The 26,313-nt window shown below is 70.4% G+C and carries 22 protein-coding genes; 14 read left to right on the top strand and 8 right to left on the bottom strand.

Annotation, left to right across the window (positions count from 1 at the left end; genetic code table 11):
- Positions 1-167: 167 nt before the first annotated feature.
- From ABTX18_RS33605 to ABTX18_RS33590, 4 genes are read left to right on the top strand one after another with little or no spacing between them, the layout of a single operon-like run.
- A complete protein-coding gene (locus ABTX18_RS33605) occupies positions 168-1,907 on the top strand; it encodes a hypothetical protein (RefSeq protein ID WP_352126608.1) in 1,740 nt (579 codons plus the stop codon).
- Positions 1,904-3,154, top strand: a complete 1,251-nt coding sequence (locus ABTX18_RS33600) for a hypothetical protein (protein WP_352126607.1) — start codon at positions 1,904-1,906, stop codon at positions 3,152-3,154. Before ABTX18_RS33605 ends, ABTX18_RS33600 begins: the two co-directional genes overlap by 4 nt.
- A complete protein-coding gene (locus ABTX18_RS33595) occupies positions 3,154-3,441 on the top strand; it encodes a hypothetical protein (RefSeq protein ID WP_352126606.1) in 288 nt (95 codons plus the stop codon). The genes ABTX18_RS33600 and ABTX18_RS33595 overlap by 1 nt, the downstream gene beginning before the upstream one ends.
- Positions 3,438-3,929, top strand: coding sequence for an RNA polymerase sigma factor (locus tag ABTX18_RS33590; RefSeq protein WP_352126605.1), 492 nt, complete (start codon positions 3,438-3,440; stop codon positions 3,927-3,929). The genes ABTX18_RS33595 and ABTX18_RS33590 overlap by 4 nt, the downstream gene beginning before the upstream one ends.
- A gap of 22 nt (positions 3,930-3,951) precedes the next feature.
- Here ABTX18_RS33590 and ABTX18_RS33585 read toward each other — a convergent pair whose 3' ends face one another.
- Positions 3,952-5,433 carry an MmgE/PrpD family protein gene (locus tag ABTX18_RS33585; protein WP_352126604.1) on the bottom strand — a complete coding sequence of 494 codons (1,482 nt, stop codon included), beginning with the start codon at positions 5,431-5,433 and terminating at the stop codon, positions 3,952-3,954.
- 127 nt (positions 5,434-5,560) lie between these two features.
- Between ABTX18_RS33585 and ABTX18_RS33580 the strand changes: the two genes are divergently transcribed.
- The 7 genes from ABTX18_RS33580 to ABTX18_RS33550 all read left to right on the top strand — a co-directional run bounded on the left by ABTX18_RS33580 (position 5,561) and on the right by ABTX18_RS33550 (position 12,919).
- Positions 5,561-6,451, top strand: coding sequence for a class I SAM-dependent methyltransferase (locus ABTX18_RS33580; protein ID WP_352126603.1), 891 nt, complete (start codon positions 5,561-5,563; stop codon positions 6,449-6,451).
- A gap of 125 nt (positions 6,452-6,576) precedes the next feature.
- On the top strand, positions 6,577-7,518 hold the full coding sequence (locus ABTX18_RS33575) for a diacylglycerol/lipid kinase family protein (protein WP_352126602.1): 942 nt from the start codon (positions 6,577-6,579) through the stop codon (positions 7,516-7,518).
- 76 nt (positions 7,519-7,594) lie between these two features.
- Positions 7,595-8,023, top strand: coding sequence for an organic hydroperoxide resistance protein (locus ABTX18_RS33570; protein ID WP_352126601.1), 429 nt, complete (start codon positions 7,595-7,597; stop codon positions 8,021-8,023).
- Positions 8,024-8,060: 37 nt separating this feature from the next.
- Positions 8,061-9,281, top strand: a complete 1,221-nt coding sequence (locus ABTX18_RS33565; RefSeq protein ID WP_352126600.1) for a cytochrome P450 family protein — start codon at positions 8,061-8,063, stop codon at positions 9,279-9,281.
- Between the two features lie 49 nt (positions 9,282-9,330).
- Positions 9,331-10,773: an MFS transporter gene (locus ABTX18_RS33560; RefSeq protein ID WP_352126599.1), complete on the top strand. Its 1,443-nt coding sequence runs from the start codon at positions 9,331-9,333 to the stop codon at positions 10,771-10,773.
- A 164-nt stretch (positions 10,774-10,937) separates the two neighbouring features.
- The gene (locus ABTX18_RS33555) at positions 10,938-11,684 is read left to right on the top strand and encodes a 2OG-Fe dioxygenase family protein (protein ID WP_352126598.1); all 747 of its coding nucleotides are present in this window, start codon (positions 10,938-10,940) and stop codon (positions 11,682-11,684) included.
- 248 nt (positions 11,685-11,932) lie between these two features.
- On the top strand, positions 11,933-12,919 hold the full coding sequence (locus ABTX18_RS33550; RefSeq protein ID WP_352126597.1) for a hypothetical protein: 987 nt from the start codon (positions 11,933-11,935) through the stop codon (positions 12,917-12,919).
- Between the two features lie 163 nt (positions 12,920-13,082).
- Here the strand turns inward: ABTX18_RS33550 and ABTX18_RS33545 are convergent, their stop codons facing one another.
- A complete protein-coding gene (locus ABTX18_RS33545) occupies positions 13,083-14,294 on the bottom strand; it encodes an IS701 family transposase (protein ID WP_352126596.1) in 1,212 nt (403 codons plus the stop codon).
- A gap of 960 nt (positions 14,295-15,254) precedes the next feature.
- Here ABTX18_RS33545 and ABTX18_RS33540 point away from each other — a divergent pair.
- The gene (locus tag ABTX18_RS33540) at positions 15,255-15,944 is read left to right on the top strand and encodes a TetR family transcriptional regulator (protein ID WP_352126595.1); all 690 of its coding nucleotides are present in this window, start codon (positions 15,255-15,257) and stop codon (positions 15,942-15,944) included.
- Positions 15,945-16,136: 192 nt separating this feature from the next.
- Here the strand turns inward: ABTX18_RS33540 and ABTX18_RS33535 are convergent, their stop codons facing one another.
- The gene (locus ABTX18_RS33535; RefSeq protein ID WP_352126594.1) at positions 16,137-17,546 is read right to left on the bottom strand and encodes an FAD-dependent oxidoreductase; all 1,410 of its coding nucleotides are present in this window, start codon (positions 17,544-17,546) and stop codon (positions 16,137-16,139) included.
- 336 nt (positions 17,547-17,882) lie between these two features.
- Between ABTX18_RS33535 and ABTX18_RS33530 the strand changes: the two genes are divergently transcribed.
- On the top strand, positions 17,883-19,064 hold the full coding sequence (locus ABTX18_RS33530; protein ID WP_352126593.1) for an acyl-CoA dehydrogenase family protein: 1,182 nt from the start codon (positions 17,883-17,885) through the stop codon (positions 19,062-19,064).
- A gap of 13 nt (positions 19,065-19,077) precedes the next feature.
- A complete protein-coding gene (locus tag ABTX18_RS33525; protein ID WP_352126592.1) occupies positions 19,078-19,533 on the top strand; it encodes an SgcJ/EcaC family oxidoreductase in 456 nt (151 codons plus the stop codon).
- Between the two features lie 343 nt (positions 19,534-19,876).
- Here the strand turns inward: ABTX18_RS33525 and ABTX18_RS33520 are convergent, their stop codons facing one another.
- From ABTX18_RS33520 to ABTX18_RS33500, 5 genes are all read right to left on the bottom strand, one after another.
- The gene (locus ABTX18_RS33520) at positions 19,877-20,731 is read right to left on the bottom strand and encodes an alpha/beta fold hydrolase (RefSeq protein WP_352126591.1); all 855 of its coding nucleotides are present in this window, start codon (positions 20,729-20,731) and stop codon (positions 19,877-19,879) included.
- 119 nt (positions 20,732-20,850) lie between these two features.
- Positions 20,851-22,326 carry an MFS transporter gene (locus ABTX18_RS33515; protein WP_352126590.1) on the bottom strand — a complete coding sequence of 492 codons (1,476 nt, stop codon included), beginning with the start codon at positions 22,324-22,326 and terminating at the stop codon, positions 20,851-20,853.
- Between the two features lie 96 nt (positions 22,327-22,422).
- Entirely contained in the window at positions 22,423-23,247 is an 825-nt protein-coding gene (locus ABTX18_RS33510; RefSeq protein ID WP_352126589.1) for an alpha/beta fold hydrolase, read from the bottom strand.
- A gap of 18 nt (positions 23,248-23,265) precedes the next feature.
- A complete protein-coding gene (locus ABTX18_RS33505) occupies positions 23,266-24,666 on the bottom strand; it encodes a condensation domain-containing protein (protein ID WP_352126588.1) in 1,401 nt (466 codons plus the stop codon).
- Positions 24,667-24,781: 115 nt separating this feature from the next.
- Positions 24,782-26,137, bottom strand: coding sequence for a condensation domain-containing protein (locus ABTX18_RS33500; protein WP_352126676.1), 1,356 nt, complete (start codon positions 26,135-26,137; stop codon positions 24,782-24,784).
- Positions 26,138-26,313: the final 176 nt, after the last annotated feature.

Raw genomic sequence — 26,313 nt, 5'->3', positions numbered from 1 at the left:
CGCGGCCGGGGCGGGGGCGGATGCAGCCGTGCTCAGGGTGGTGTCGAGCGCGGTGTCAGTCCTCGGTCAGCGGGCGCTGCGAAGGTGCGGCGCACCACTGCCCTTGCAGTGGACTCCCCCTCATCGTCACATCATCACCGACAGTTCCAGGAGAGGGCGTACGGATCATGAGAAAGCCCCGTCTGCGGCGCAGGCAACTGTGGCGTCTGTCCTTCGGTCTCGCCATGGTGGGACTGACCTCCACCCTCCTCACCGGAGCAGGACAGGCCAAGGAGTCCCCCGCCGCCCAGTCGACGTCCCGGATCACCGCATCCGACGGCACCCAGTACACGGCGACCAATCACCTGCTTCCCAGTGCGCGCGGGCACGGCCGCGAGTGGATGCTCGCCTGGGCGGGCTCCGCCGACCCGACCAAGCCGGACTTCATGGCGGTCCTCGACGCCACCAAGGGGTCGGCCTCCTACGGCGAGGTGGTGAACACCGTCACCTTGGGGCCCGGCCTGGCCAACGAGGCGCACCACATGCAATACGTCTGGCACAAGGGCGACCGGCTGTACGCCGGCGGCCTGAAGTCCGACACCACCTTCGTCTTCGACACCAGCCAGCTGCCCAGCCTGCGACTGGCCGGCGTCAACGTGGCATCGGACACGCCGTGCGGCACGATGCCGGACGCCTACCAGGTGATGCGGGACGGCACCGCCTACGGCTCCTTCCTCGGCGGCGGCGACGTGGCCGGGCCGTGCACCTACACCAACGGCCAGGTCAGGACCGGCAACGGGGCCGCCGGGTCGCCGGGCGAGATCGTTCTCTTCGACCGCAACGGCAAGACCCTGGCGGAGATCCCCGCGGCCACCGCCGCCGGCGAGGACCCGAAGCTGTGCGGCAACGTGCCGGTGCTGAAAAAGGCGACCTGCGCCAACCCGCACGGAATCATGGTCAACGAGCGACGCAACATCCTGGTCGCCAGCGACTTCGTCGAGGCCGCGAACTTCTCCTCGCCCGAGGCCCCGCTGCGTGAGGACCTGGCCCGGCCCACCGTGCGGGTCTGGGACATCAGCAACCGCAAGGACCCGAAGATGCTCTCCGTGAGCAAGGTGCCGGACGGTCCCCGCGCACAGCTGGAGAGCGACCCCATCTGGTACGAGTCACGGGTGCTGATGGAGCCCGCACTGCCCAACAAGCCGGAACACAAGGGCGCGTTCGTGTCCTCCATGACCGGTGGCGCCGTCTTCTACACGCCCGACATCAAGGCGCCGAAGCCGGTGTGGAAAGAGATCATCGACGACACCAGCGCCTACCGCGAGGCCGGTGCCGAACCGGACGTCCGCGGCGGCGGCGACAACTCCAGCTGGCTGATGGTCAGCCCCGACGACCGTTTCCTCTTCCACACGGTCATGGGTGTGCCCAAGGCCTACGGCCAGCCGCTCGACAAGACCACCGGCATGGTCTACGTCCTGGACATCCGCAAGCTGCTGGCCTCGGGCGACAATCCCAAGTGCTCCGTCGACCGGCTCAAGGAGGTCTTCGACGGCGGTCAGGAGCACGACTGCCCGGCCGTGGTGGGCACCCAGATGATCCGCGACGTCACCGACGGTGGCCCGCACTGGGGCGCCATGGACAACTTCGCCCAGAACTCCAACGGAACCTGGAAGGAGACGAAGAAGATCAAGCGGCTCGCCGTGGCGAACTACTTCATCGCTGGTGCGTTCGGCGGCGACGGCGACCACCGGGTCTGCATGCTCAACCTGACCGAACAGGGCAAGCTGAGCATGGACAGGTCGTTCCGCGACGAGAACACGCACAAGCCGTGTGTGAGCTTCAACCGGACCTCCTGGCCGCACGGTGACAACGGCGACGCCCGGCCGCACGGCGTGCTGTTCACGGTCAGCGACGGCGTACTGAAATGACCGACTCGTCTCCCGTCCTCGGCAGCGCGCTGCTGCTCGCCACCGCGGTGCTGCTAGCGGGCAGCACGCTGGGGCTGCTGCTGCTGCGGGGCAGGCGGCTGCGTGGGATCCCGGCCACCACGGCGTTTTTCGCCGCCGTGGTGGCCGGGGCCGTGTTCGCGGGCGCGGCCCTGCCGGACCGCGGCGAACCGCAGCAGACCGCCGCACCCCAGCGGCCCGGCGTTCCCTCGGTGCACAAACTGCACCTCGGCGGACAGCACATGACCGTCATGGTCGTGCCGAACAGGCCCGGCCCCAACCTCGTCGCGGTGGGCGGCGCGGAGACGGTCGCGGCCGGCGCCGACCGCGACCGTCTCACCGCGGGGACCGTGCGGGCGGGCAGCGCCCAGAAGTGGGTCCCGGTGAACCTGCCCGCGGGCGAGAGCCGCCTGTGGGTCTCCGCCGCGGGCGCCAAGACCTCGATCGAAGTGAACACCGGCGCACGGGCCGACACTCCCGCGGCGCTGCGCGGGGCGGACGGCCCCGAGTGCGCGGCCGCCGCGACCGGCGCACTGGTCGCGGGCTCCGTACGGACGCTCACCAGCTGTCCCTCGGACAGCCTCGCCGCCACCGACCGCTCGGCCCTGCGCTCCGTCGTGGCCTTCCTGGCCGGGCGCGGTACCCGCACGGCGGCGCTCGTCAGCGACGGCTCCCCGCGCGGAAAGGCCGCCGCCGCGGTGGTGCGCGCCGCCGCGGCCGACGCCCGGATCACCCTCGCGGCGCCCACCAAGGGACCGGGCACGGCGAAGGCGGCCCGCCCGCTGATCGTCGTGGCGGGCTGGCAGGAAGCGGAGAGCACGATCCGGGCCGTGGCCGCGGGCCGGCTGCGCGCGCAGGGGAGTTACCTCGCTCCCTGGCTGCTGACGCGTCCGCTGCTGGTGCCCGGCGCGGGCCAGCTCATTCCGCTGCGCTACGCGCCGCGCACCGAGCTGCCCATGGCGTACGTGTCCGCGCTGTCCGCATTGCTGCCCGGCGAATATCCGTCGGGGGCCGGCTACGAGGGGTGGCGCCGGACCATGGGCGGCGCCGCGACAGACGACGCCAGCTCGGTGCGGCTCTACGCCACCGCGGTGATGTACATCCCCGGCTCACCGCTGTCCGGCCCCGGCGCGGGCGAGCACCGCCACAAGGGCACCACGACCGCCGACTGGCTGCCCAACGGGATGATCGCCTCGGTGGCGGGACCGTTCAAGGAGAAGGGGGCGTGATGGCCACGGGGCCGGCGCCGAGGCGGCGCAGACCGGACGCGGGGCGCGACGGGGGTCGGTGGGCGCTCGGCGGCCGGACCGCGCTGAACGGGAACGACGGGATGAAACAGGCCCAGGACCCGCTGCGGGTGCGCGAGCGGATCGAGAGGGTGTACGAGCGGCAGGGGTTAGCCGCCATCGACCCGGGCGGCCGGCACGGACGGTTCCGCGACCGGGACGGCCGTCCGGGGCCCGCTGGGACCTTCGCCCACTGGGTCGGCCGGGCCGGCGAGGAGGAGCTGCGATGACGACGCCCGCTCTTCGCTGGCAGCAGCTGCTGAGCCATCACGACCGCATCCACCGGCTGGCCCGCTCCCGCCTGCGCGGCGCGGCGGAGGCGGAGGACTGCGCCCAGGAGGCGCTGCTGCGGGCGGCCGCGTTCGACGCGCTGGACGAGAGCCGCATCGGCCCCTTCCTCACCTCCGTCACCCTGCGGCTGTGCACCGATGTGCACCGCCGGGAGGAGCGCGCGCGCCGGGTGCTGCACCGGGTGCTGCCCGGGGACCCGACGGGCCCCGAGGAGGCGGTCTGCGCGCGGGCGGAGGACGCGTGGATCCTGCGGCAGGTGGGGCGGCTGACCGGTCTGGAGCGCGAGGTGATGCTGGCCCGCCGGGAGGGGATCGGCACGCGCGAGTACGCCGCCCTCCACGGCATCTCGGCCAAGGCCGTGGAGGGCGCCTACACGCGGGCGCGGGCGCGGCTGCGGCGCTGGCACGACCACAGCCTGGCCTGCTGACCCCGTACGACCGGTGACCCGGTCAGGCGAGCGCCGCGCGCAGCAGCCCGGGAATCTCCTCGGCGGGCACCCGCTCCAGCTCGGCGATCCGGTCGGCCACCTCCTTGCTCCCGCCGGCGCCCAGGAACTTCTCCCGGACGAGTGCGGCCGTCGGCGTGCCCCCCGTCGCGCCGACGCCGCCCACCGGTACGTCCTGCTGACGGGTCGCCGAACGGCCGTCCCGCAGGCGGACGGTCACCCGGGACGGTGTCACCTTGCGCACGTCCCGGAAATCCCGGCTGGGCGGCGGCAGTTCGCCCACCAGGTCGACCAGCCATCGGCCGTCGCCCTCCCAGCGGGCCCCGAACTCGGCCAGCCACTCGGCGGCCCTGTCGCCGGCCTGCCGCAGCCCCTGGCCGAAGGGCACGAGGCTGTGGAAGAGGTCGTACGTCATCTGCTCGTCCAGGACGATCCGGACGCGGTCGGCCAGCTCCCAGCGCTCCGGCTCCTCCAGTGCCGGCGCCGTGAAGTCCGCGACGGTCAGCTCTCCGGTCAGCAGCGTGGTCGCCAGCAGGTAGGGCAGCGCGAACACCAGGGCGCCCACCGGTGAGTCGGGGCCGCACATCCGCTCCTGCGCCCATCGGGCGACCAGCGCCGTGTAGAGCGAGGTGGCGACCTCGACGGACTCGATATCGCCGGCGCGCACCGCCCCCAGCTCCCGGTACAGCTCGATGCCGCAGTCCACGGCCGTGTCCATGCCGGGGCCGCCCGGATGGACCTTGAAGGACGTGGTCCGCGTGTGCCAGCGTTCGCCCAGGCACTCGGTCACCGCCTGGGGCAGCGGCAGTTCGGCGAACGCGCGCAGGAACCCGTCGGGGTTCTCCAGCAGATCCCGGCAGCCGGTGAACCCGGCCTCGGCCGCGTCGCAGGCGTCCAGCCCCACGGCTACCGGCGTCGACGCGCTGAACACCTTGGAATCGCCGCCCAGGAAGCCGGCGATCACGGTGCGCGGCGGCAGGCCGAGTCCCAGGCCGAACGCGTTCGCCCACAGCTCCGCGGGGACGCCGGCGCCCCGGAGCCGGCCGGCGACGGCGCCGGCGACATGGGTGTGCGCGGCGGTCTGCCCGCGGAAGGGACCCAGTGTCACGGCGGCGGTCACCCGCGCCGCGCACTCGGTGGCGACGACGACGGATGTCAGCAGGCCCGCCCCGTCCAGCCGCTGCCCGGCCGCGTAGGCCATGGGGACGGCGACCGTCGAGTTGGACAGGTGCCCGGCATACGCGGTGTCGTCGAAGTGCAGCCACGAGCCGAGTCCCGCCAGCACGTACGCGGACCGCCGGCTGTCCTGCTGCAACGGCTCGCCGAAGCCGGCGACGAGCCGCCGGCCCAGCGGGTGCGCGGCGCCGTAGCGGATCGCCGCGCACTGGGAGAGGATCTGCAGCTTGGCCACTTCCACGACGTCCCCGGGGACGTCGCCGAAGCGGACGCCGGCGGCCCAGGCCGAGAGTTCTTCAGTGAGGGTCATGCCCAGTGTTACGCCCCGGACACCGCCGGCCCCCCGACACAACGAAAATGAGGGCGGCGCGGCACGAGCGCGTAATGCCGTTGGGTGGCGCCTGCCGCCCGCATTCTCGACGTGAAGGGGCCCCTCCGTGCTCATCCCACACGAGCCCTCCCGCATGACCGCGGGCCTGGCCAGCAACACGGCTCGACTGACCGCACGCATCCGGGCCGTGGACGCCGCGCTCGAACCCGGCCGGCGGATGCTCGACGACCCGTACGCGCGGGCGTTCATCCCCGGCATGGAGCTGCCCGACACGCCCGCGGACGCGGAGCGGTGGCTGACGGAGAACGCCTGGCAGGAGGGTCCGTTCTTCGCGATCGTCCTGCTGCGCCAGCGCTGCTTCGAGGACTATCTGCGGCGGGCGGCGGCCGCCGGGGTCCGGCAGGCCGTGCTGCTCGGGGCGGGCTACGACTCGACATCGCTGCGGCTGACCGACCTCACCGCGATGCGCTGGTACGAGGTCGATCACCCCTCGACCCAGGCCGACAAGCTCGAACTGCTGGGCCAGAGCGGGATCGAGACCCCGGATGTGCACTACGTGCCGGTGGACTTCGAAGCCGGCGCATCGCTGGCCGACGCGCTCGCCGGGGTCGGGTTCGACCCCCAGGAGCCGTGCGTGGTCGGCTGGCTGGGGGTGGCCTTCTTCCTGCGCCCCGACGCGTTCCGGCACACGCTGAAGGAACTGTCGGAGCTGTGCGCGAGCGGCAGCACGCTCGTCTTCGACTACATGGACCAGTCCGTGCTCGACCACACGACGCCCTACCCCGCGGTCCTGTCCAAGGCACAGGAGGTGGGGGCCCGGGGTGAGCCCTACCTGACCGGGCTCACCCCGGAGACCGCCGGGGAGGCCGTACGGCGGGCGGGCTTTTGGCCGACCGCGCAGTTGCGGATACCGGACCTGATGCGGGAGTACGGCGGCGCCGATCCGTACTGCAGCGCGGACGACTTCATGGGGATGGTCGTGGCCGAGCGGCGCTGACGAGCGAATCCGACCGGGACTCGAGCTGGACCCGAGTACCCCGTCAGTACCGTGTCATCACGGGCAGTCATCGTGAAGGCACCCAGCATCACGCAGGGGCGGACCGTTCACGTCTGGGAGGACGCATGGTGCAGGGCCGGCGGGCGCGAAGAGGGCTGCTGGTCGCCAATCCCCTCGCGGGCAGGCGCAGTGCGGATCTCATCGACGCGGTGGTACGCCACAGCTCCCGCCGGCTGGAAGACGTACGCGTGGTGCGCACGGCCTACCCCGGTCACGCGGAGCAGCTCGCGGCGGCGACCGCCGACGGAGCGACCGACGTCCTGATCACGGTCGGCGGTGACGGCACGACCCGTGAGGCGGCCGCCGGTCTGGCGCGGGCCCACCGGGAACAGCCGCACTCGCCGGGCGCGGCGCTGGTGAACGTGCCGGCCGGCACCGGCAACTCCTTCTACCGCGAGATCTGGTCGGACCGCCCCTGGCCGGACGCCCTGGACGCCGCCCTCTCCCCCGGAAACTCCCGCGTCCGCCACGTCGACCTGCTGCAGATCAGGGAGACCGGCACCCCGGTCGTCCTCGGGACCGGCTCCGGCTTCGTCGCCGAGGTGACCCACGCGGCCGCCCGGCACGCCGGCGTCACCGGCCGGGAACGCTACCGGCGGGCCCTGGACGAGGTCCTTCGCAGCACGAAGCCCTACCCCGGCCGGATCCAGGTGGACGGCGCGCTCCTGCACGAGGGCGACATCCACCTGACGAACGTCGGCGGCGGGCGCTACCGGGCCGGGCACTACCAGTTGCTGCCCCGGTCGGTGCCGGACGACGGCCTGCTCGACATCTGCGTCATGACCGACGGCAAGCACCTCGCCGACCTGCTCGAGCTCAGCCGCAGCGGACGCCATCTGGAGCGTCCCGGGGTGCTCTACGCCCAGGGAACGGAGATCGTCGTGGAACGCACCGACGGTGAACCACTCGTCCTCGAGTACGACGGCGAGCCGGAGACCGGCGACTTCTCGCGCTGCACCATCGGGATATCCGCGGGCGCGCTGCCCGTGCTCGCGCCCCTCTCCTAGCCGCGCCGGGAAGAGCGTGCCCCGCTCCCCGCCCGGCTCATCACAACCCCCCGACCAACGAACGGAAAGGCCAGTCATGCCCATTCAGCACAGCGACGTCCTGTTCTACACCGGTGTCGCCACCGCGGAAAGCGGCCGCGAGGGCCGCGTCTCCTCCGACGACGGCAAGCTCGACGTCACCGTCAGCCAGCCCAAGGAACTCGGCGGAACCGGCCGCGGCACCAACCCCGAGCAGCTCTTCGCCGCCACGTACAGCGCCTGCTTCCACGCCTCTCTCGCCATCGTCGCCGACGAGGAGAAGGTGGACATCACCGGATCCAGCGTCACCGCCCGGGTCTCGATCGGCAAGAACAACGACGGCTTCGGCATCATCGCCGACCTCACCGCGAGCCTCCCCGGTCTCGAACCGGCGGTCGCACAGCGGCTGTTGGACAAGGCACACGCGATCTGTCCGTACTCCAACATGACGCGGAACGGCATCGAGGTAAGCCTCAAGGTCGGCTGACAGGAGATCGCCACGCGAGAGGGAGCGACATCACATCATGGTGAGCACGGCGGCGCAGCCGCCCGTCACGGATCTGCTGCGGCTCAGCCCGGAGTTCGTCAGCAACCCGTATCCGGTGTACGCGGAACTGCGCCGGCAGGCTCCGGTGCACCACGTCAGGACGCCTGACGGTGACCATGTGTGGCTCGTCGTCGGACACGAGGCGTGCCGCGCCGCGTTCACCGACCCGCGGCTGAGCCGGGAGTGGCGCAGGTCCGGCCGCATGCATCAGATCAAGAGCACCGACGAGGACGATCCCAATCTGGCGCATCTGCTCATGGCGGATCCTCCGGACCACACCCGGCTGCGGCGGCTGGTCTCCCGGGACTTCACCCCGCGCCGGATCGCCGCACTGGCGCCGCGCGTCCAGCAGGTCGCCGACGATCTGCTGGACGCCATGCTGGAGAGCCCCGGCCGGCGGGCCGATCTGGTGGCGGCGTTCGCCTTTCCCCTGCCGATGACGGTTATCTGCGAGCTGCTCGGTGTCCCGCAGTTGGACCGCGACGCGTTCAGCGGCTGGTCCACCCAGGCGATCGCGCCCACCAGCGGTCCCGAGCAGGCCGCCGCGTACACCGCGCTCACCGCCTACTTCACCGATCTGATCACGGACAAGCGCGGCAGTCCCGGCGAGGACCTGCTCAGCACGATGATCCACGCGGTGGACGAGGGCGGCGACCGGCTGTCCCCGAACGAACTGATCGGGATGTGCAGCCTGCTGCTGATAGCCGGGCACGAGACCACGGTCAACCTGATCTCCGGCGGCATGCGCGCGCTGTTCGCCCACCCCGCCCAGGCCGCGTTGCTGCGCGCCGATCCGGACGGCCTGCTGGACGGCGCCATCGAAGAGTTCCTCCGGTACGACGGCCCGGTGGAGACGTCCACCGGACGGCTCGCCCTGTCCGACGTCGAGCTGGGAGGGGTGCTGATCCCGGCCGGCTCGACCGTGCTCATCGCCATCGCTGACGCCGACCGGGATCCGCAACGGTTCGAGGCGCCCAACGAGTTCGACATCCGCCGTGACGCCCGGGGGCACATCGCCTTCGGCCATGGCATCCACTACTGCCTGGGCGCCCCGCTGGCCCGGATGGAAGGCCGCATCGCCCTGCGCTCCCTGCTCGAACGCTGCCCCGACCTGGCCCCGGACGCGGACCCGGCCACACTGCCCTGGGTACCCGGCATGCTGATGCGCGGTGTACGACGGCTGCCGGTGTGCTGGTGAGAACCGCGCCCCGCCCCACCCCGCGACCACCCCGACCCGGAGACCGAGCATGACCGAACTCTCACCGTCCGATACGCAGACGGGGGTGCCCGCGCCTGCGGGGGCCCGTTCCCCGCGTAACCTCACCCTGCTGCTCGGGGTCGCCTGCGCCGTACAGTTCCTCGACTCGATGGACATCGCGAGCGTCGGCCCCGCCCTGCCGCTGATCCAGGACGAACTGGGCATCTCCGCCGCCGCACTGCAGTGGGTGGTCAGTGCGTACGCCCTCGGCTTCGGGGGCCTGCTGCTCCTGGGCGGCCGGCTCGCCGATCTCTACGACCGCAGAAAACTGCTGATCATCTGGCTGGGCGTGTTCGCGCTCGCCAGCTGCGCGGGTGGCCTGGCGGACGACGAGTTGGTGCTGACCCTCGCGCGGCTGTGCAAGGGCATCAGCGCCGGCATCACCGCCCCCGTGGCGATGGCGGTCCTGCTGGACGCCTTCCGGGAGGAGTCGGCCCGCAACAAGGCGCTGGGCACGTTCATGGCAGTCGCCGCGACCGGCTACTCCCTGGGCCTGGTGTTCGGCGGCGCGCTGGCGAACGTGTCCTGGCGTCTCATCTTCTTTCTGCCGGGCGCCTTCGGACTCGCCGTCGCCGTGCTCGCCGCCTTCGCCATCCCCGGCGGACGCGGCGACCGGAAGGGCGGTCGCATCGACATCCTCGGCGCGCTCACCGTGACCGGGTCCGCGATCTGCCTGGTTTACGGGTGCAGCCGCGCCGCCACCGACGGCTGGAGCGACATCTGGACCGTCACCACGCTGATCGCCGCTGTCGTGCTGCTCGGGCTCTTCCTGCTGGTGGAGCGCCGGCATCCGGACCCGCTGGTGCCGTTGTCCATCTTCCGCCGGCCCCAGCTGGCGCGGGCCAACGTCTGCCTGCTGTTCGTCGGGGCGTACGTGGCCTTCCAATTCGTGCTGATGTTGTACTACCAGAGCGAACTGCACTGGTCACCGCTGGAGGCCGGGCTCGCCTTCCTGCTCGGCGGAGTACTGACGGGGGGCACCGCGCGGTACGCGGCCACCCTGGTCACCCGTTACGGCGCCTGGCCCGTCGCGAGCGCGGGGCTGGTCATGCTCGCCGCCGGCTACCTGGTCTGGGCCCTGCTGGTGGGCCACGCTCCCACCCTGCTCATCATGTTCGTCCAGCAGGTGCTGGGCGGCCTGGGCTTCGCCGCGGCCTTCCCGGCCCTGAACATCGCGGCGGTCGGTCAGGCACGTGAAGACGAACAGGGTCTGGCCTCGGGCCTGTTCAGCACGAGCCAGCAGATCGGCAACGGCATCGTCGTGGCCTTCACCGCCACTGCCCTGACCCTGGGCGCGGACGGCGGACTGAACGGATACCGCGCGGGACTGTGGACCGTCACCGGGGTGACCGGCGCGGTGGCGGTACTCGCGGTGGCGGGCAGCGTCCGCTACCGGCGTGCGCCCGCCGCGACCGCGGCCGACAGCCGGTAGAACACGGGCCGCCCCGGGGCCGGCACTCCGGGGCGGCGCCGCCGGCGCGGCCTGCCGCCGGTCGACTCGCCGGTGGAAAATCCGCCACGAGGGCCAGTGATCGCGCTCTGTCATGGCCGGGCGCAGTTGTGGTACCCATTTCATCCGCATCGGAGGGTAACGACATGGACAGCATCACGCGGACCACGCGGGAGGAACTGCGCGCCAACGGCTACGCATTGGTACCGGCCGGCCAATTCGCCCTGGCCCCCGAATTGCAGCCGCTGGTGAAGGAACTGGCCGACGAGTGGGAACGGCTGGAGACTGACCAGTACCTGACGAACGGCTCACGCTCCCGCGAGCGCCGCTACGACCGCTTCTACTTCCTGCCCCGCACCGGCGAGATCCGCCTGCGCCCGCACCGGCCCTCCTACCAGCCCCCGGGCGCCAACGACTACGCGGGCGGCATCCAGCGTGAAGTGGCCCCGCTGAGCTCCGCCACCCTCGCCAACCCCCTGCTGACCCGGCTGATGCGCGACGACTTCGCCCGCTTCCCCCTGGCCGACGACGACACCCGCCTGGACGAACCCTGGGGCGTGCAGTGCCATCAGTTCCGCATCATCAGCACCCCCGACGAGATCGGCGAGCCGACCCCCGAAGGACCGCACCGCGACGAAGTCGACTACGGCGTGATCCACCTGATGGGACGAACCAACACCAAGGGCTGCCAGTCACAGGTCTACACCCCGGACAAGGAACTGCTCACCGAGTTCACCCTCACCGAACGGATGGACACCATATTCTGGGCGGACCGGCAGATCCTCCACGCCGTACAGCCCACCCGGACAGCAAACCACGAGCCGGCCACCCGCGACGTACTGATCATGGGCTACAAGCACACTCCCCAGCTCCAACGCATCGAGCACGCCTAGAGTCGTCTCGAATGCGGGTTTTGCGGTGGAGGGCTTCGGCGGGCGGTTCGTGAGACCGGAAGTCGTGCGTGCACCTTCGCCGAAACGACCCGATCCGCGCGCGACCGGAGCAGGTTCCGGGATCAACTTTACAAATCGACCCCGGGATTTTCTTCCTGCGTGCTGAATATGCCCGCGATACCTGTTGCGGAGCCTCGGCACCCATACCGTATCGCCGCGTATCCCCACCTCTCAGAAGGCGGCACGTCATGACGCAGATACCCGCCAAGGTCGATGCAGGACGGAAGAGGTCCGTGTCCACCGAACACGCCGCCCCGTCCTTTTTCTTCAACGGAAATGCGCCCCGCCGACGGGTGCTGGTGATTGCAGCCAGCGCCGTTCTCGGCTTCGCCCTGACAGTGGTGTGGTCGGCGAAGTTCGTCGACCGGACCATCGGCGACACGATCGCGGACACGCTGCTGGGCCACACCGCTAAGGGCACCCCGATCGCGGGCGCCCTGGCCGGTGTCCTGTTCGCTCTGGTCACGGGCATCGCCGGAACATTCACCGCATGCAACATCGCGGTGTTCAGCGCGCTGGCGCCGCTGACCGGCGGACGGGCCACATCCCGTCGCAGCCGGATGGCCGCCGGGCTTCGCCCGCTGGGACATCTTGCCGCCGGAGCGGTCGTGGTGTCGGCCTTGTACGGCGTGGTGGTCGCGATAACCGGAACGGACATGTCCCAGTTCGACCAGAGCCAGGGCAGCGGCCTCTCGGGCCGGCTGATTCAGGCCATGGTGGTCTTCGGAATCATCGGTCTGGTGATGACGTACCTCGGCCTGGCGACGCTGGGCATCGTGCGAGACCCTCTGGCAAAGGTGTCGGAGAAGTACCCCAGTGCACCGATGCTGTTCATGGGCGGACTGATCGGGGCCTTTCTCGTCGGACGGCCCTTTCCGCTTTTCCGCCAGTTGTTCCGGGACACCGCCGAGAGTCACAACGTGCTCTACGGGGCGGCGGCCTTCGCGTTTCAGAGCCTGGGCAACATCCTGGTCATGTCGGCGCTGTTCCTTCTTGTGACCGGTTTCCTCGGAGACCGGCTGCACAGGTGGATGGAAGCCTCGCCGGGCCGTACCGCGGCGCTCATGGCGGCAGGGTTCATCGTGGCGGGCGTCTTCCTGGTTCTGTACTGGGATGTGCGGATCCTGGCGGTCCGTGACCTGATCTGGTACCCGATCGCGCCCTGGGCGGCCTGAGCCGGCTCGGTCAGTTCGCCGGGCACTACGGCGTTCGTGGCAGCCCGGGAAGGGCGGAGTGCCCGATCCCGGTGAATGCCCGCCACAGCGGCCGCCGGACCGGCGGCCCCGCTCACCCGGCCGCCGCGCCCGCACAGCGCGCGGAACCACTCCCCGCGTGCGGTCACGGACCTGCTGCCGCGTGCGCGAAGGGCATTCGCTCACGCGGCAGCAGGTGAACGCCCTGCCGTCGGGGGGCGGAGCTGAGCAGGCGGTGTGCGTAGGCCGCGGACACCAAGGTCATGTGGTGGTGCCACCCCGGGTAGGACCGCCCTTCGAAGTCGAGCAGGCCGACATGCTCCTCCATGTCCCGTACCGCCCTTGCCGTGCGGGACAGCGTTCCCGCCAGAGCGAGTACCTCCTCGGTAGAGGTGTCCAGCATGTTGGTGAGCCACAGCTGAGCCGAGCGGCCCTTCGCCCCGTTCCGCACCGCGAGCAGCCGGTAGGTGCGCGGGGCCGCTCCGGGCACGTGCACCAGGCAGGACGTCACGGTCTCGGCGCCGAGGTCGCCGAACCCGACCACTTCCTCGGTGCGGACCTGATAGCCGGGGTCGCGCTCATGGAGCCTGTACGCCGGCAGGAGCGGTCCGCGGAAGGAGGCGTTGACATGACAGTGGGCCATCCGGCCGCTGCCGGGAACAATCCTGAGTTTTCCCGAAACGGAGACGACGAACTCGCGCTCGTTCACGTCGAGTCGGCCGATCACCGCGCTCGCTCCGGATAAGCCTTCCAGGTCGGCCACCACCGGCAGCGGTCTCGGCCAGGCACCCGTGGCGCCCTGGCCGGCCAGCTCCAGCACATGCGCCGCGAAAGGCCAGGCCCGCGCCCCGTCCGGTATGCGGGCGCGCGCCCGCCGCAGCGGATCCTCGGTCCACGCCCGGGGAAGCAGCAGGCTCCAGTTCACCGGAAGAGCGGCGTCGTCGGACGCCAAGAAGGCTCCGACCCCCACCTGACAGGTCACCGAGCGCCCTGTGGAAGCCAGGTAGCGGCGGTGCACTCCGCAGGAGTGCTGTCCACGCTTGCGCAGGATGACCCGGTCAATCACCATCGCCCGCAGGGGCAGTCGCCGCTCGACCCAACGGGCCAGTTTCTCCCGGACGGGCATCCAGTCCCACGGACTCGCGTTGACGAACTGCTGCAGCGACTGGGGGGCCGTGGGAGATCCTGAGACCGCTGCGGCGATGCGCCGCACCGACTTCTTTCCCGGCGTATTGAGCAGCCCCTCCAGATAGATTTGCGCCCAGCGGCGCTGGTCGGCCCTCGGCAGGTGCTCGAACAGACTCCTGGCGAACGCGTGCAGTGAGGCCTGTGCGAGAGTCGTGGCAGGCGTCTCCATGGCGTCTCCCCCATCCTTGCAAGAGCAAGCATTACTGGTGCCGGGTCAGGTCGGCTGCGGTCATCGTGCCTGGGTGTCCGGCAGGCTCGGTGTCACGTGGGATGTGTGTGACACCGGGTGAATACGAGTCTGTGCCCGGAGCGAGTCGGGGGGCGGGCGGACACGTTCGAGCTGTTCGCGCGTGTTCCGGCCTCGCACCACGGGCCGGTGGCGGTCGCCTGGTGGCGGCCCGGCCTCGGCATGCTCGACGAGGCACGGTTGCGCCGTACGCCCGAAGGACGCGCCCCGCGGCGTCCGGTGCTTCCCCGGGCTCCCGGCCCCCCTCGAACAGGAGAGACCCCGCTTCCCGCCGCGCCGGCCGGTGTCTCTCGTACGTCCCGTACGAGAGACACCGGCCGGCGCGGCGAGGAATGGGGTCTTTGCAGCTTGAACGGAGCCGAGTGCGGGGGGAAGTGCCGGGCGTCGCGAGCCGGGCGGGACGTCAGGGGCAGGGCCCGGCGCATCGAGCACGGTTGTCGCGGGAGGAACATCGAGCACGGCTGTCGCGGGAGGAAACAGACCCCCGGCAGAGCCCACGTCGGGGGTCGCACCTGGAACAGCCGGCCCTGCCATGTCCCCCCGTCCCCCCGTCCCATGTCTTCCACATCCTGCAACGACTGCCCAAAGTCTCACAAAAGGGGCAGCAACAGCCCAGATCTGTCCGCGAGATACCACTCCTACTCGCGGCCTGGGCCGGCACTTGCCCCATCCGTTACCACGACACACCGAACGTCATACCGCCTGATCATCCCAACTACCGAGATGTAAAAATAAGAGGAGCGCCCTCATTTTTTTCCACAAGGGCAACTGTTCCCACTTCGCCACCCCGATACACACCAAGAACCGCACAGAAGTACGTGACTCGCAAAAGCGTACGAGCCGGAAAAGATCCGGTAATGGCGTCGCGGCTTCTGCAAACCGATGCAAGATCGGACAACTTCGTCTGCTCACACACCTGTTGACGTGGACTCGCAGCTTTGTGCATCCACTAAAAAGTACCCACCTGGAGAAACTATGGTGAAACAGGACAGAGCTCTACGGACGCGCACCGCCATCATCCGGGCCGCGGCCGTCGAGTTCGGTCAGGGCGGCTATGCCGGTACATCGCTCTCTCGAATCAGCACGACCGCAGGCGTATCCATGGGCTCATTGGGCTTCCATTTCGCGACAAAGGCAGCGATGGCAAATGCCGTACAGGAGGAGGGCGGCAATCTCATCAAGGCCGTCGTTCAGCAGGTGATCGTGCAGACCGCGCCACCGCTCACCCGGGTCGCCGACCTCACGCTCGACCTCGTCCGGCTCCTGGAGGCGGAGCCCTCGGTCCGCGCCACGGCCCGTCTTGCCCGGGAACGGACTGCTCCCTCGTCCTGGCCCAGCAGCTGGCTCCCGGCTGTCCAGAACCTCCTCGACGAGGCACACACAGCCGACCAGCTCCGCAGCACCGCCCCGCCCGAGGACGTCACCTCCCTGGTGGAGTACCTGATCAATGGCGCCGAGGCGCAGCTGCGCACGGCACCCAGAACCGAGCACGGGTGCGAAGGGACCGTGAAACAGCTCCAACGTCTGTGGAACCTGGCCCTGTTGGGCGTCTCGGCGGAGCAGTCGGCCTGAGGCGTCACAGCCGTTGGGCAGTCCGGAGCGGTAACCGCCGCAGGTGCGGGCGGCCTTCGGCTGAGCATGTGATCCGGCCGAGGAACACAGCGCTCAGCGCGAAGGCCGCGGGTAGGCGCCTGTACCGCGGCGGAACCCGTCCTGGCCGCCCGCCTCGCCTGCCGGCTGCGATGGCGCGAGGTGCGCCGTGGGTTATACCGCCGTCTTCTGCGTGGACCAGGTCTCCACCGGGCTGATCGGCACCAGCGCCGGTGGCGTCGGACTCTTGGCCGGTCCGCGCAGCGCGTTCCACAGCACTCGCGCGATGAACGCGGGTTTCTGCAGCGACTCGGGCCGGTCGATCAGGCCGGCCGTCCGCATGTACGCGGCGGCGACCTTCTTGTCGCGTGTCGCGGCGATCTGAATGAGCTTCAGGAACTTCTGTGCTGCCCTGACCTGCAGCGTGCGGCTGCCCTCGACCCCGGGGAAACTCAGGTCCATGATGTTGGTCATCTCCCAGGCCGGGTCGACGACGTTCTTCGCCAGGTCCTGGAAGTACAGCAGTGGCTGCGGGGCCGCCCCGGTGTGCAGATGCGCGCGCATGGTCAGGGCCGACAGCGCCGCCACCGTCATGCCCTGCGCGTAGACCGGGTTGAAGCAGGTCACCGCGTCTCCGACGACGACCAGGCCGTTGGGGAAGCGGGCCAGCTTCTCGTAGCGGCGGCGCAGTGTGGTCGGGAAGCGGAAGGCGACCGGCTCGTCCAGCGGCTCGGCGTGCTGCAGTGTCTCCCAGATCTCCGGCGCGGCGAGTGTCTTGACGAAGTCGTAGAAGCCCTGCTGGTCGGTCGGCGGGTGGTCACCGAGGATGCCGTAGGCGGTCAGCTCGACGCGGCCGCCGTCGGTCTTGGTGAAGATCGCGCCGCGCGGCAGCGCGGCGTTGGCGACCGGGTTGATCGACAGGTCGGGGCCGTAGGGATCGGCCTTGAGCCTGTAGTGCTGGGTGACGTAGCCGAGGCCGACCTTCTTGCTCTCCTCCTCGACCGTTCCGTAGCCCAGTTCCTGCAGCCACACCGGGGTGCGCGACCCGCGGCCGGTCGCGTCGACGACCAGGTCGGCCTCGATGGTGTGCTCGTGCTCGTGACCGTGTGCCAGCACGCGTGCGCCGACGACGGTGCCCCGGTCCGGGGCGGTCGCCAGGCCGAGGATGTCGTGCTCCTCCACGAACACCACGTTCGGCAGCGCCGCGGTACGCCGGCGGATGTGCTTCTCCAGCATCGGGCGGCTGGCCGCCACGCAGGTCAGACCCGCGTTCTCCTGCTCGATGCGCACGCCGTTGAAGTACCAGCGCACATTGCCGCACAGGTCGCCGGTGGGCACCCCGTCGGCGAAGATCTCCTGGGTGATCCCGGGATAGAACTCCTCCATCACCAACTGGCCCCGGGCCAGCAGGCCGTTGATGTGTTTGCCCTGCGGGCAGCTGCGCCGTGGCTCCTCGGCATCGAGCAGCCTGTCGCGGTCGACGATCTGCACCTCGTCGTAGGCGTCGGCAAGCACCCTGGCCGCGAACAGGCCCGCGATGCTGCCACCCAGTACCACCGCGCGGGATTTCGTAGCGTCACTCACGGATTCTCCAAGTGGGTATGTCAGGTTGCCCGCCGTTGCGCCCATCGTTGCGCCGTGGCACGTGAACCTGCATCTCCGGGATTGCCAGGAGACGACGCCGGACCGGGCGCCTGCGCCGCATCGCACCTGCTCGGTACGGGAAACCGCCGCGGCGGGCACGCGCGTCCCGGCCGGCGCCAGCACTCTCGGAGACGACACCACGATCGCGGGGCTCTTAGCATCAGGGACGATCCGGCCCGTCGTGAGGGTGTGCGGCTCGCCGTACGGGGCCTGGACACCCGTGCCGGTAGCGGCTGGTCCCAGACGACAGATCTCCCCTTCCCCAGGAGGTGTTCCGTGTCCGACATCGAAGTGCCGACCCGGCAGGAAATGGTTCGCCGGGTGGCTGAGCTGGCGCCGCTGCTGCGCGGGCACGCCGCCTGGAACGAGGAACACCGGCGCATCCACGACGAGTCGATCGAGGCGCTGACCGACGCCGGCGTCTTCAAGCTGCGCCTCCCGGCCCGCTACGGCGGTTTCGAGGCGGACAGCGCGACCATGGTCGACGTCGCCACCGAGCTGGGCCGCGCGGACGGCTCCACGGCGTGGGTGGCCTCGGTCTACTGGATCCCCGGCTGGATGGCCTGCCAGTTCCCCGACGAGGTCCAGGACGAGGTCTTCGCCCGCCCGGACGCCCGGGTGTGCGGAACCCTGAGCCCGTCGGCGACGGCCACCCCCACCAAGGGCGGCGTCGTCGTGAACGGGAAGTGGGGCTTCCAGAGCGGTTCGCAGCACGCGCACTGGCAGGAGATCATCGCGATCCTGGTACCGCCGGAGGGCCAGCCCTATCCGATCGTCGCGCTGGTGCCGATGAGCGACCTGCTGATCGTGGACGACTGGCACACCTCCGGGCTGAGGGGCACCGGCAGCGTGAGCACGGTCGCGCAGGACGTGTTCATCCCGGCCGAGCGCGTACTGCCGCTGCCGGCGATCCTGGAGGCCCAGTCCGCGTCCAAGCTGAACGCCGACTCGCCGATCTACCGGGCCCCGCTGCTGCCGGTGGCCTCGGCCTCCGCCGTGGGACCGCTGGTCGGTATGGCCCGCGGCGCTATGGACGCCTTCGTCAAGCGGCTGCCCGACCGCAAGATCACCTACACCGCCTACGAGAAGCAGTCCGAGGCGCCGCTCACCCATCTGCAGATCGCCGAGGCCTCGATGAAGATCGACGAGGCGGCGTTCCACGCGCAACGGCTGTCGGCCACCCTCGACGCGAAGAGCGCCGAGGGCTCGGCATGGGAAATCGGCGAGCGCGCGCTGGCCCGCGCCGACCTCGGCGCGACCGGCCGGCTGGCGAAGGAGGCGGCGGACATCCTCGGCACCGCGAGCGGTGGCTCCTCGATCTACACCAGCGTGCCGATCCAGCGCTATGTCAGGGACCTGAACGCGGTCACGCTCCACGCGCTGATGCACCCGGACACGAACGCGGAGCTCTACGGACGCGTGCTGTGCGGCCTTGACCCGAACACCGCCTACATCTGACAGGAGTGAGCATATGAGCACCGACACCGACACCGAGCCGAGCACCACCGCGCCCGAGGCGGACATGGCGGCGATCGCCGCACTGACCCAGAAGGTGATCGCGGCCTGGGCCTACAACGATGCCGACTCCTTCGCGAACCTCTTCGTCGAGGAGGGCACGATGATCCTGCCCGGCATGTACGCCAAGGGCCGTGAAGCAATTCACGCCTACCTGGCCGAGTCCTTCGCGGGGCAGTACAAGGGCACCCAGGTCACCGGGCGCCCGCTGGACCTGCGCCTGCTCGGCGCGGACTCCGGCATCCTCCTCACCGAGGGCGGGGTGCTGCCGGCCGGCCACACCGAGGTGCCGGACGAGCAGTCGATCAGGGCATCCTGGGTGGTCGTCAGGCGAGACGGGGAATGGCGGCTGGCCGCCTACCAGAACAGCCACGCGCGGTTGCAGCTGCCCGCACCGGGCGGGGCTGCGTAGGCGCGGTTGATCCGCGCACCGGGCGGGTGGCGGAGACCCGCGGCCGCCACCCCTTCGCTTCGGCGCGGGCCGCCGGCCGGCGGCCCGCGCCGGCCGGGGGGGGCCGGCCGCCGGCCAGCCCGGGGGGGGGCGGCCCACCGGGGCCGGGGGCCGGGCAACCCGCCCCCGGCCCCACCCGCGGCCCCCCCCCCCCCCCCCCCCCCCCCCCCGGGGCCCCCCCGGGGGCCCCCCCCCCCCCCCCGCCCGGGCGTCGCCGGCCGGCGGCAGTCCGGTGCTGCGGCAGCCATCCGGGGCAGGGACCGGGCAACCCGGCCCCTGCCCCGGGGTGTCGCAGCGGCCGAGGTCAGAGCTTGAGCATCTCCTTGGCGACCTCGTCGGCGGACGCGGCGGGGATCGCGGTCGCGGCCTGCTCGAGCACGAGCAAACGCGCGCCGGGGATGTCGCGCGCAAGCGCCTCGCCGCAGCCGACCGGGAAGAACCGGTCGCGACGGCCGTGCACCACGAGCGTCGGCACCGCGAGTTCGGGCAGTCGCTCGCGCCAGCGGGGCCCGCAGTCCAGGTGGGCGAACACGATGCCGAGCTGGTTGGCCATCTGGACAGGGCGCGACGTGTCCGGTGTGCGGTCGAAGATCCGTCCGGCGGTGGTCCGCGCCTCGTCGGGGTCGTCGCCGAAGACCCCGGCCGCGGCGGCCGCCCACTCCGCCACCGAGTCACGGTCGGACCAGTCGGGCTTCGGGAGCGTGAAGCGTTCCTTCATCGCCGCCTGGTCGTGGTCGGGCAGGTCGTCGTCGACCGGGCCGGGAGCGACGGCCCGCGTCCCGGCGAGCGTCAGCGCGCAGAACGCCTCGGGGTGGTCGAGGGCGGCCACCTGGGCGACCATCCCGCCGACGCCGATCCCCGCCAGGTGTGCGGGGCGGTCGTCGAGCCCGCGGGCGAGCGCTGCCGCGTCGGCGGCGAGGTCCCGGAGCGTGTACGCGGGTGCGCCGGGGTCGGCGGTCGTCGACGTGCCGGCGTCGCGCAGGTCGTAGCGGACGACGTGCCGTCCGCCGCGCGCGAGCGCCTCGCAGAGGGCGTCGGGCCAGGACAACATGGTCGTACCGCCCGCGAGCAGTACCAGGGGCTCCGCCTCGTCACCGAAGTGCTCGACGCCGAGTGTGACGCCTTGGGGCGTGCGGAACGTGTCAACTGTCGAATGCATCGTCAACCTCCAAGACGGCTGGTGCCGACGGCATCAGCTGTCTCAATGTAATGGTTCCAACGGCAAAGAACGGTCTGCCGGCGAGGTGGGAGACACCGCGCCGGCAGACCGCTTCCGTCCTACGCGGCTGCCGGCTCCGGGGCCGGTCCCCCCTCCGTTCCCTCTTCCGGGGGCTCGGCCTGCGCCCGGCGGGGCATCAGGACGACGAACGGGATGCTGAGGGCCGTGGCGGCCATGACGACGACCAGGGTGACCTGCATCGCGTGGGCGTATCCGGAAGACGCGTATCCGAAGAAGACCGACGCCATGACGGCCGAGCCGATCGCCGTGGAGAGCTGCTGCATCGAGGTGAGCGAACCGCTGGCACTGCCCGCCTCTTCAGGCTTCGCGTCGCCGAGGGCGATGGTCGGAATCGTGGTGTAGCACAGGCCGGTGCCGATGCCGATGACCAGGAACGCCGGGGCCAGTGCCCACAGGCTGACGTCCGCACCGGAATGGTTGACAAGTGCCAGGAGCCAGCCGCTGCCGATGATGCTGATGCCCAGGCCGACGAAGACAAGTGTGCGGCCGAGCTTGGTGACCAGTCCGCCCATGGCGGCGAATGTGGCGACGATGAGCCCCGCGGTGAGCGGCACCATGTTGAGCGCGGCCGTCCGCGGACTGGCGTGCAGCCCTTCCTGCATGAACAGCGACAGTACGAAGAACAGGCCGGTGCCCGCGATGAACGAGACGAGTCCTACGAGCATGCCGGAGGTGAAACCCCGGTTCTTCAGAAGTGAGGGCACGATGAGCGGGCTCGCCGCAGTGCGCTGGCGATAGGCGAAGGCGGCGAAGAGCAGGACGCCGGCGGCGACCGAGGCGACGGGGCCTGCCGTCCAGCCGTTGGTCGAGCCCTCGATCAGGCCGTACATCATCCCGAGCATGGCCAGCCCGAGCAGGCCCGAGGCCCACCCGTCGATGACGACGGTCCGGTCGCCGTCGTCGCGCGGCAGGAGCTTGATGGCCGCGAGCAGCGCGGCGAGGCCGAGGACGATCGTGAGGAGGAAGATCGGGCGCCAGCTCAGGCCGAGCATGTCCGCGTCGATGATGAGGCCGGCGAGGACCGGGCCGACCACGGCGGAGACACCGAGGATCGGGCCGAACAGGCCGAAGGCCTTGGCGATCATGTCGGGGCTGAAGACCTTCATCATGATCGCCATGCCCTGCGGGATGAGCAGAGCCCCGAACGCCCCCTGGGCGATTCGGGCGATGATGATCAATACCGGGTCGGGGGCGAAGCCGGCCAGTGCCGAGGCCAGGGTGAACCCGCCGATGCCGATCAGGAAGAGCCGGCGTTGGCCGAACTTGTCACCCAGCCGTCCGCCGACCAGGAGCAGGATGCCCATGGCGAGCATGTACGCCGGCCCGAGCCACTTGATCAGGCTCACTCCGCCGTCGAGATCGGCGGCGATGGTGGGGGCCGCGATGTTGGTGACGGTTCCGTCGATCACGTCGAGAGCGTCGACAACGATCACCAGCCCCAGGATCGCCCACATCCGGCGGCGGGAGACGGGCGCGGGCACGGTCTCCGTGTCAGGCTTATCTAAACTAGTCAAGACAACGTCCTTCTCGGTTATTTCGGGGGCGCCCGTCCTGGGCGCACTCGGCCTTGACGAACGCTACCGACGCACTCGACACCACTTGGTGATGTTTTACAACCCCTGGTGATCCAGTGGCTGATTGTCGACTTCCGCAAGCACGGATGCGACCAGTTCCGGGGTCACGGCGTCGGGCCGGTTCGCGGGCGGCGGTACCTTGGTGCGGCACCGTTGCGCAACGCTACCGGGCAGCACGAAGCCGGGCTCGTCGGTCAGCGCCGTGATCGCGACCGCGCCGGAGGGCACCGTCACGGGCCGGTCGTTGCGGCAGGCCAGCAGGAAGGCCAGCCAGGTCCGGTAGGACACCAGCAGTTCGGAGAAGGCCAGGGGCGCCTTGCCGAGGCCGAGCCGCGCCGCCATCGCCGCCAGGTCCTCGCTCATGCGCTGCTCCATCCCGAGGACACAGGACAGCGGATCGCCGTCCAGGTCGGGAGAGGGCCGCCCGACCGCGCCCAGCTTTCCCTGGAACTCGGTGAAGATCTCGGTGACGTGGGCCGTGTCGGGCCACGTCGGCTGCACCAGGATGGCCGTGACATCCCGCTCCCCCGCCAGCCGGTCGGCGATCTGCAGGGACAGGGCGGCGGAGCTGCAATGGGCCACTACGAACACCGGCCGGCCGGGCGCCGCGGAGGCCTCACCGGCACGGAAGGCGGCAGCGGCCTCGTCAGCCAGGTCCGGCAGGGTGGCATAGAGCCGGTCGCCCGACAGCGCACCGCGCGGGTCCACCTGATGGACGGAGTGACCTGCTGCCGCGTCAGCGATCAGCGTGCTGAGCCGCGGGGCCGTGGTGAGCGGCTGGAAGTCGGAGACCAGGATGGCCGCTTTGTCCCCGGAGCTGAGCCGGCTGCACAGGGGTTGGGTACCGACGACGGCACGCATGGATGTTCCCTTCCCGGTTCACGCGCTGGATTCCTGTTTCGGCAGGGCCGAGTCGGGGGACGTCAGCGACGCGAGCAGCAGCTCCCGGTACTCGTCGACCATGGCCACGATGGTCGGCAGGTCGAAGTCGAGGCTGTTGTACTTCACGACGCCCACCACGTCCCCGTCCGGGTGCAGGTCGAGTTCCCACAGATTGCCGTCGGGGATCTCCGACACGTCGACGAGGGATGTCAGGCGACGGCGGAGCGCGGAGAGCCGGAGGCCGCCGATGTCGTCGGCCTCCTCCGCCGGGAACTGGGAGATCTGGAAGGCGGAGACGACGCTGCTCACGTTCATGATCGGGCCCGACATCAGTTCCGGTTCGGACTTGGCGATGATCTCGCCGAACGGAAGTTCGTAGGAGTAGGCCTCAAGCAGCGAAGCCCGGGTCCGGCGGACCAGGTCGGCGAAACTCGCGCAGCCGGATACGTCGGTCCGGATCGGCAGGAAGTTGAACAACGTCCCCACCGTGTCCTCGAAGCCGGGCTCGGTGCGGCCGGAGGTGATGACGGGGGAGACGATGTCGGTCCTGCCTGTCCTGCGGTGCAGGAACAGGTTGAAACAGGCGAACAGGACCATGAACGGCGAGCTGTGCAGTGACTTGGCCAGCGACGTGGTGGCGTCGGCCAGCTCTTTGTCGAGCACGAACCGGTAGACCGAGTAGACCGGTGGGACGTCCAGCCGCCGTGGCCGGTCAGTGGGCAGGATCAGCATTTCGCCGCCCGACAGCGTGTCCTTCCAGTACTCGCGCGCGATGGTGGCGGACTCGCTGTCGCGGGCTTCCTGCTGCCAGTAGGCGTACTCGCCGAGCTGACTGGTCTCCGGCAGACGCGGAGCGGGCAGCCCCTGACGGGTCGCGTAGCAGATGGTGAAGTCACGCATGAGCACCTGCATGGACCAGCCGTCACTGGCCAGATGGTTGGTGACGATGACGAACACCGCGTCGCCGTCGTCGAACCGCGCCAGGGTCGCTTGCAGCAACGGCAGTTCCTTGGCGCCGAGCCTGCCGTCCCGGTCGACCTCGTCGAGGAACTCGTGCGCCAGGCGCTCGCGGTCGGCCTCCGTCACCGCCGGCGGAAGGTCGACGACGGTGAGGGACGCCGGACACGGCGGGGAGACGCGTGCGTAGGGGGCGTCGGTGTTCCTGATGATGGTGGTGCGGAGCGCCTCGTGCCGCGCGACGACGTCGTCCAGCGCGAGCTGCACGGTCGCCACGTCCAGCAGCCCGCGTACGCGCCAGCCGGCCAGGACGATCCCTCGCGGGCCGAACACACCGAGGTCATCACCCCGGTCGAAGGCGCACATGAATTCCTCGTTGGCCGACAGCGGGCGCCGCGCGGACGCGTCGTCGGCCGTACGGTCCTCGAGCGGATCAGACACGGCAACCTCATTCCCATTGGCTCGGTCCAGCCGGTCATGGCCACCGCGGTCGCCCGGCGTCACAACGGCCGGCTTGCGCGGTGGGTCCTCTTCGCGTCGATGGATTCGCCGCGGTCTACTGCTGATCCCGCGCGGAGAGGGCAGCCACCGTTCCGGCTGTGCCGCGGTGCCATGCCTGCTCCGGCCGGTCGGTCATCGCTTGCACCAGCTCCACGAAGTCCGAGCCCCAGCTGTCCACCGTGGCGGAGTCCACCGAGCCGGGTTCGTACTCGATGACACAGCGGAAGTCGCCTCCCGGAACGACGAGGAAGGTCCAGATGATCACGCCGCGGCGGAAGGAGGCGGCCTCCTCCTGCGGCAGGGCCACCGGTTCGACGCTGGTGGTGAAGTCGGTGTCCTGGTTGTCCGCCGGCGCGCTGACGTAGTTGAAGCCCGACGGCAGCACCATCGGATCGGCGGGAGGGTTCATCAGGGTGGGGTACATGCCGAGGAGCGACTCGGTGGGCAGTTGGTGCTGCTGGGCCTCGACGCTCGCCCGGCGCGCGCAGAGCATGAGGTCGAGGAAGGTCTCGCAGCCGTCGGACTCCAGCCGGACGGGGACGAGGTTGGCGAAGAACCCGATGGTGTTGTAGTACTCCCCGGCAGGCCGGCCGCTGTTCACGGTCATCAGCGTGATGTCGGTCCGGCCGGAAATCCTCTCCATCAGCACCATGTACGCCGCCAGGCAGACGTGCCAGATGCTGCACCGGTTCCGGGCCGCGCCCGCGGTGACCTTCGCGAGGGTGTCGGGATCGAGCGAGAAGTTCCGCACGGCACTGCGCGCCGACTGCTTCTCGGGGTCGTAGGGCCGGTCCGTGGGCATCGTGGACATCGTGGCGCCGGCCAGCTTGTCCTTCCAGTAGCGGCGTGCCTCGGCCGCCTTCTCGCTCTGCAGGAACTCCTGCTCCCAGGTGGCGAACTGGCTGAACGGGACGGGGGCCGGCAGCGTGTGCGGCACCCCGGTCACCCTGGACCGGTAGCAGGCCGCGATTTCGCTGCGCAGGACGCCGACCGACCAGCCGTCGCTGTAGAGGTGGTGGCTCAGGAGGGTGAGCACGGCGTCCTGGTCGTCGAACCGGTGCAGGACGGCGCGCAGCGACGGCGCCTCGAGGAAGTCCATCGACTCCTCGTTCACCTCGTGGAGCAGCTCGGCGGCGATCTCGTCGCGGGACCGGCCGGGAACCTCGGGTATCTCGCGCACGGCGAGCGGAACCGGCATCGGCGGCAGCACTTTGAGAGATCCGCCCATGCCGCTCTCGTCGTAGTGGACCTGGCTGCGCAGGGCGTCCTGCCGTGCCACCACATCGTCGAGCGCGCCCCTGAGCGCGTCGACGTCCAGTTCGCCCTTGATGCGAAGCACGTGTGCGCAGACGTGCTTCGGTGAGCGCTGCAGGCCCATCGGGTCCCTCTGCCGGGAACTCAGCGGATACATGTCCACGGTGACACTCCAGAATCTGTCGGGTGAGGTCGGGCAATGGCCGGCCGTCAGGCCGTACGGCAGCGGCTCGTCGTCAGACCTCGGTGCTCAGCGTGTCCAGGAGCCGGTCGAGTTCCGCGACGGTGGGCGCGTCGAAGATCTCGTTGATCGATATCTCCACACCGACCGCC

It is taken from the genome of Streptomyces sp. NPDC096323 (assembly GCF_040302845.1).
GTDB lineage: Bacteria > Actinomycetota > Actinomycetes > Streptomycetales > Streptomycetaceae > Streptomyces.
Note: the sequence above shows the minus strand (reverse complement) of the source record. Positions and strands in the feature narration are given on the sequence as shown.

What these genes read in the sequence shown, in the direction of transcription:
- ABTX18_RS33605 (WP_352126608.1), top strand. Translation starts at nt 168, where the DNA reads ATGAGAAAGCCCCGTCTGCGGCGCAGGCAACTGTGGCGTCTGTCCTTC.
- ABTX18_RS33600 (WP_352126607.1), top strand. Translation starts at nt 1,904, where the DNA reads ATGACCGACTCGTCTCCCGTCCTCGGCAGCGCGCTGCTGCTCGCCACC.
- ABTX18_RS33595 (WP_352126606.1), top strand. Translation starts at nt 3,154, where the DNA reads ATGGCCACGGGGCCGGCGCCGAGGCGGCGCAGACCGGACGCGGGGCGC.
- ABTX18_RS33590 (WP_352126605.1), top strand. Translation starts at nt 3,438, where the DNA reads ATGACGACGCCCGCTCTTCGCTGGCAGCAGCTGCTGAGCCATCACGAC.
- ABTX18_RS33585 (WP_352126604.1), bottom strand. Translation starts at nt 5,433, where the DNA reads ATGACCCTCACTGAAGAACTCTCGGCCTGGGCCGCCGGCGTCCGCTTC.
- ABTX18_RS33575 (WP_352126602.1), top strand. Translation starts at nt 6,577, where the DNA reads ATGGTGCAGGGCCGGCGGGCGCGAAGAGGGCTGCTGGTCGCCAATCCC.
- ABTX18_RS33570 (WP_352126601.1), top strand. Translation starts at nt 7,595, where the DNA reads ATGCCCATTCAGCACAGCGACGTCCTGTTCTACACCGGTGTCGCCACC.
- ABTX18_RS33565 (WP_352126600.1), top strand. Translation starts at nt 8,061, where the DNA reads ATGGTGAGCACGGCGGCGCAGCCGCCCGTCACGGATCTGCTGCGGCTC.
- ABTX18_RS33560 (WP_352126599.1), top strand. Translation starts at nt 9,331, where the DNA reads ATGACCGAACTCTCACCGTCCGATACGCAGACGGGGGTGCCCGCGCCT.
- ABTX18_RS33555 (WP_352126598.1), top strand. Translation starts at nt 10,938, where the DNA reads ATGGACAGCATCACGCGGACCACGCGGGAGGAACTGCGCGCCAACGGC.
- ABTX18_RS33550 (WP_352126597.1), top strand. Translation starts at nt 11,933, where the DNA reads ATGACGCAGATACCCGCCAAGGTCGATGCAGGACGGAAGAGGTCCGTG.
- ABTX18_RS33545 (WP_352126596.1), bottom strand. Translation starts at nt 14,294, where the DNA reads ATGGAGACGCCTGCCACGACTCTCGCACAGGCCTCACTGCACGCGTTC.
- ABTX18_RS33540 (WP_352126595.1), top strand. Translation starts at nt 15,255, where the DNA reads ATGCAAGATCGGACAACTTCGTCTGCTCACACACCTGTTGACGTGGAC.
- ABTX18_RS33525 (WP_352126592.1), top strand. Translation starts at nt 19,078, where the DNA reads ATGAGCACCGACACCGACACCGAGCCGAGCACCACCGCGCCCGAGGCG.
- ABTX18_RS33520 (WP_352126591.1), bottom strand. Translation starts at nt 20,731, where the DNA reads ATGCATTCGACAGTTGACACGTTCCGCACGCCCCAAGGCGTCACACTC.
- ABTX18_RS33510 (WP_352126589.1), bottom strand. Translation starts at nt 23,247, where the DNA reads ATGCGTGCCGTCGTCGGTACCCAACCCCTGTGCAGCCGGCTCAGCTCC.
- ABTX18_RS33500 (WP_352126676.1), bottom strand. Translation starts at nt 26,137, where the DNA reads ATGTATCCGCTGAGTTCCCGGCAGAGGGACCCGATGGGCCTGCAGCGC.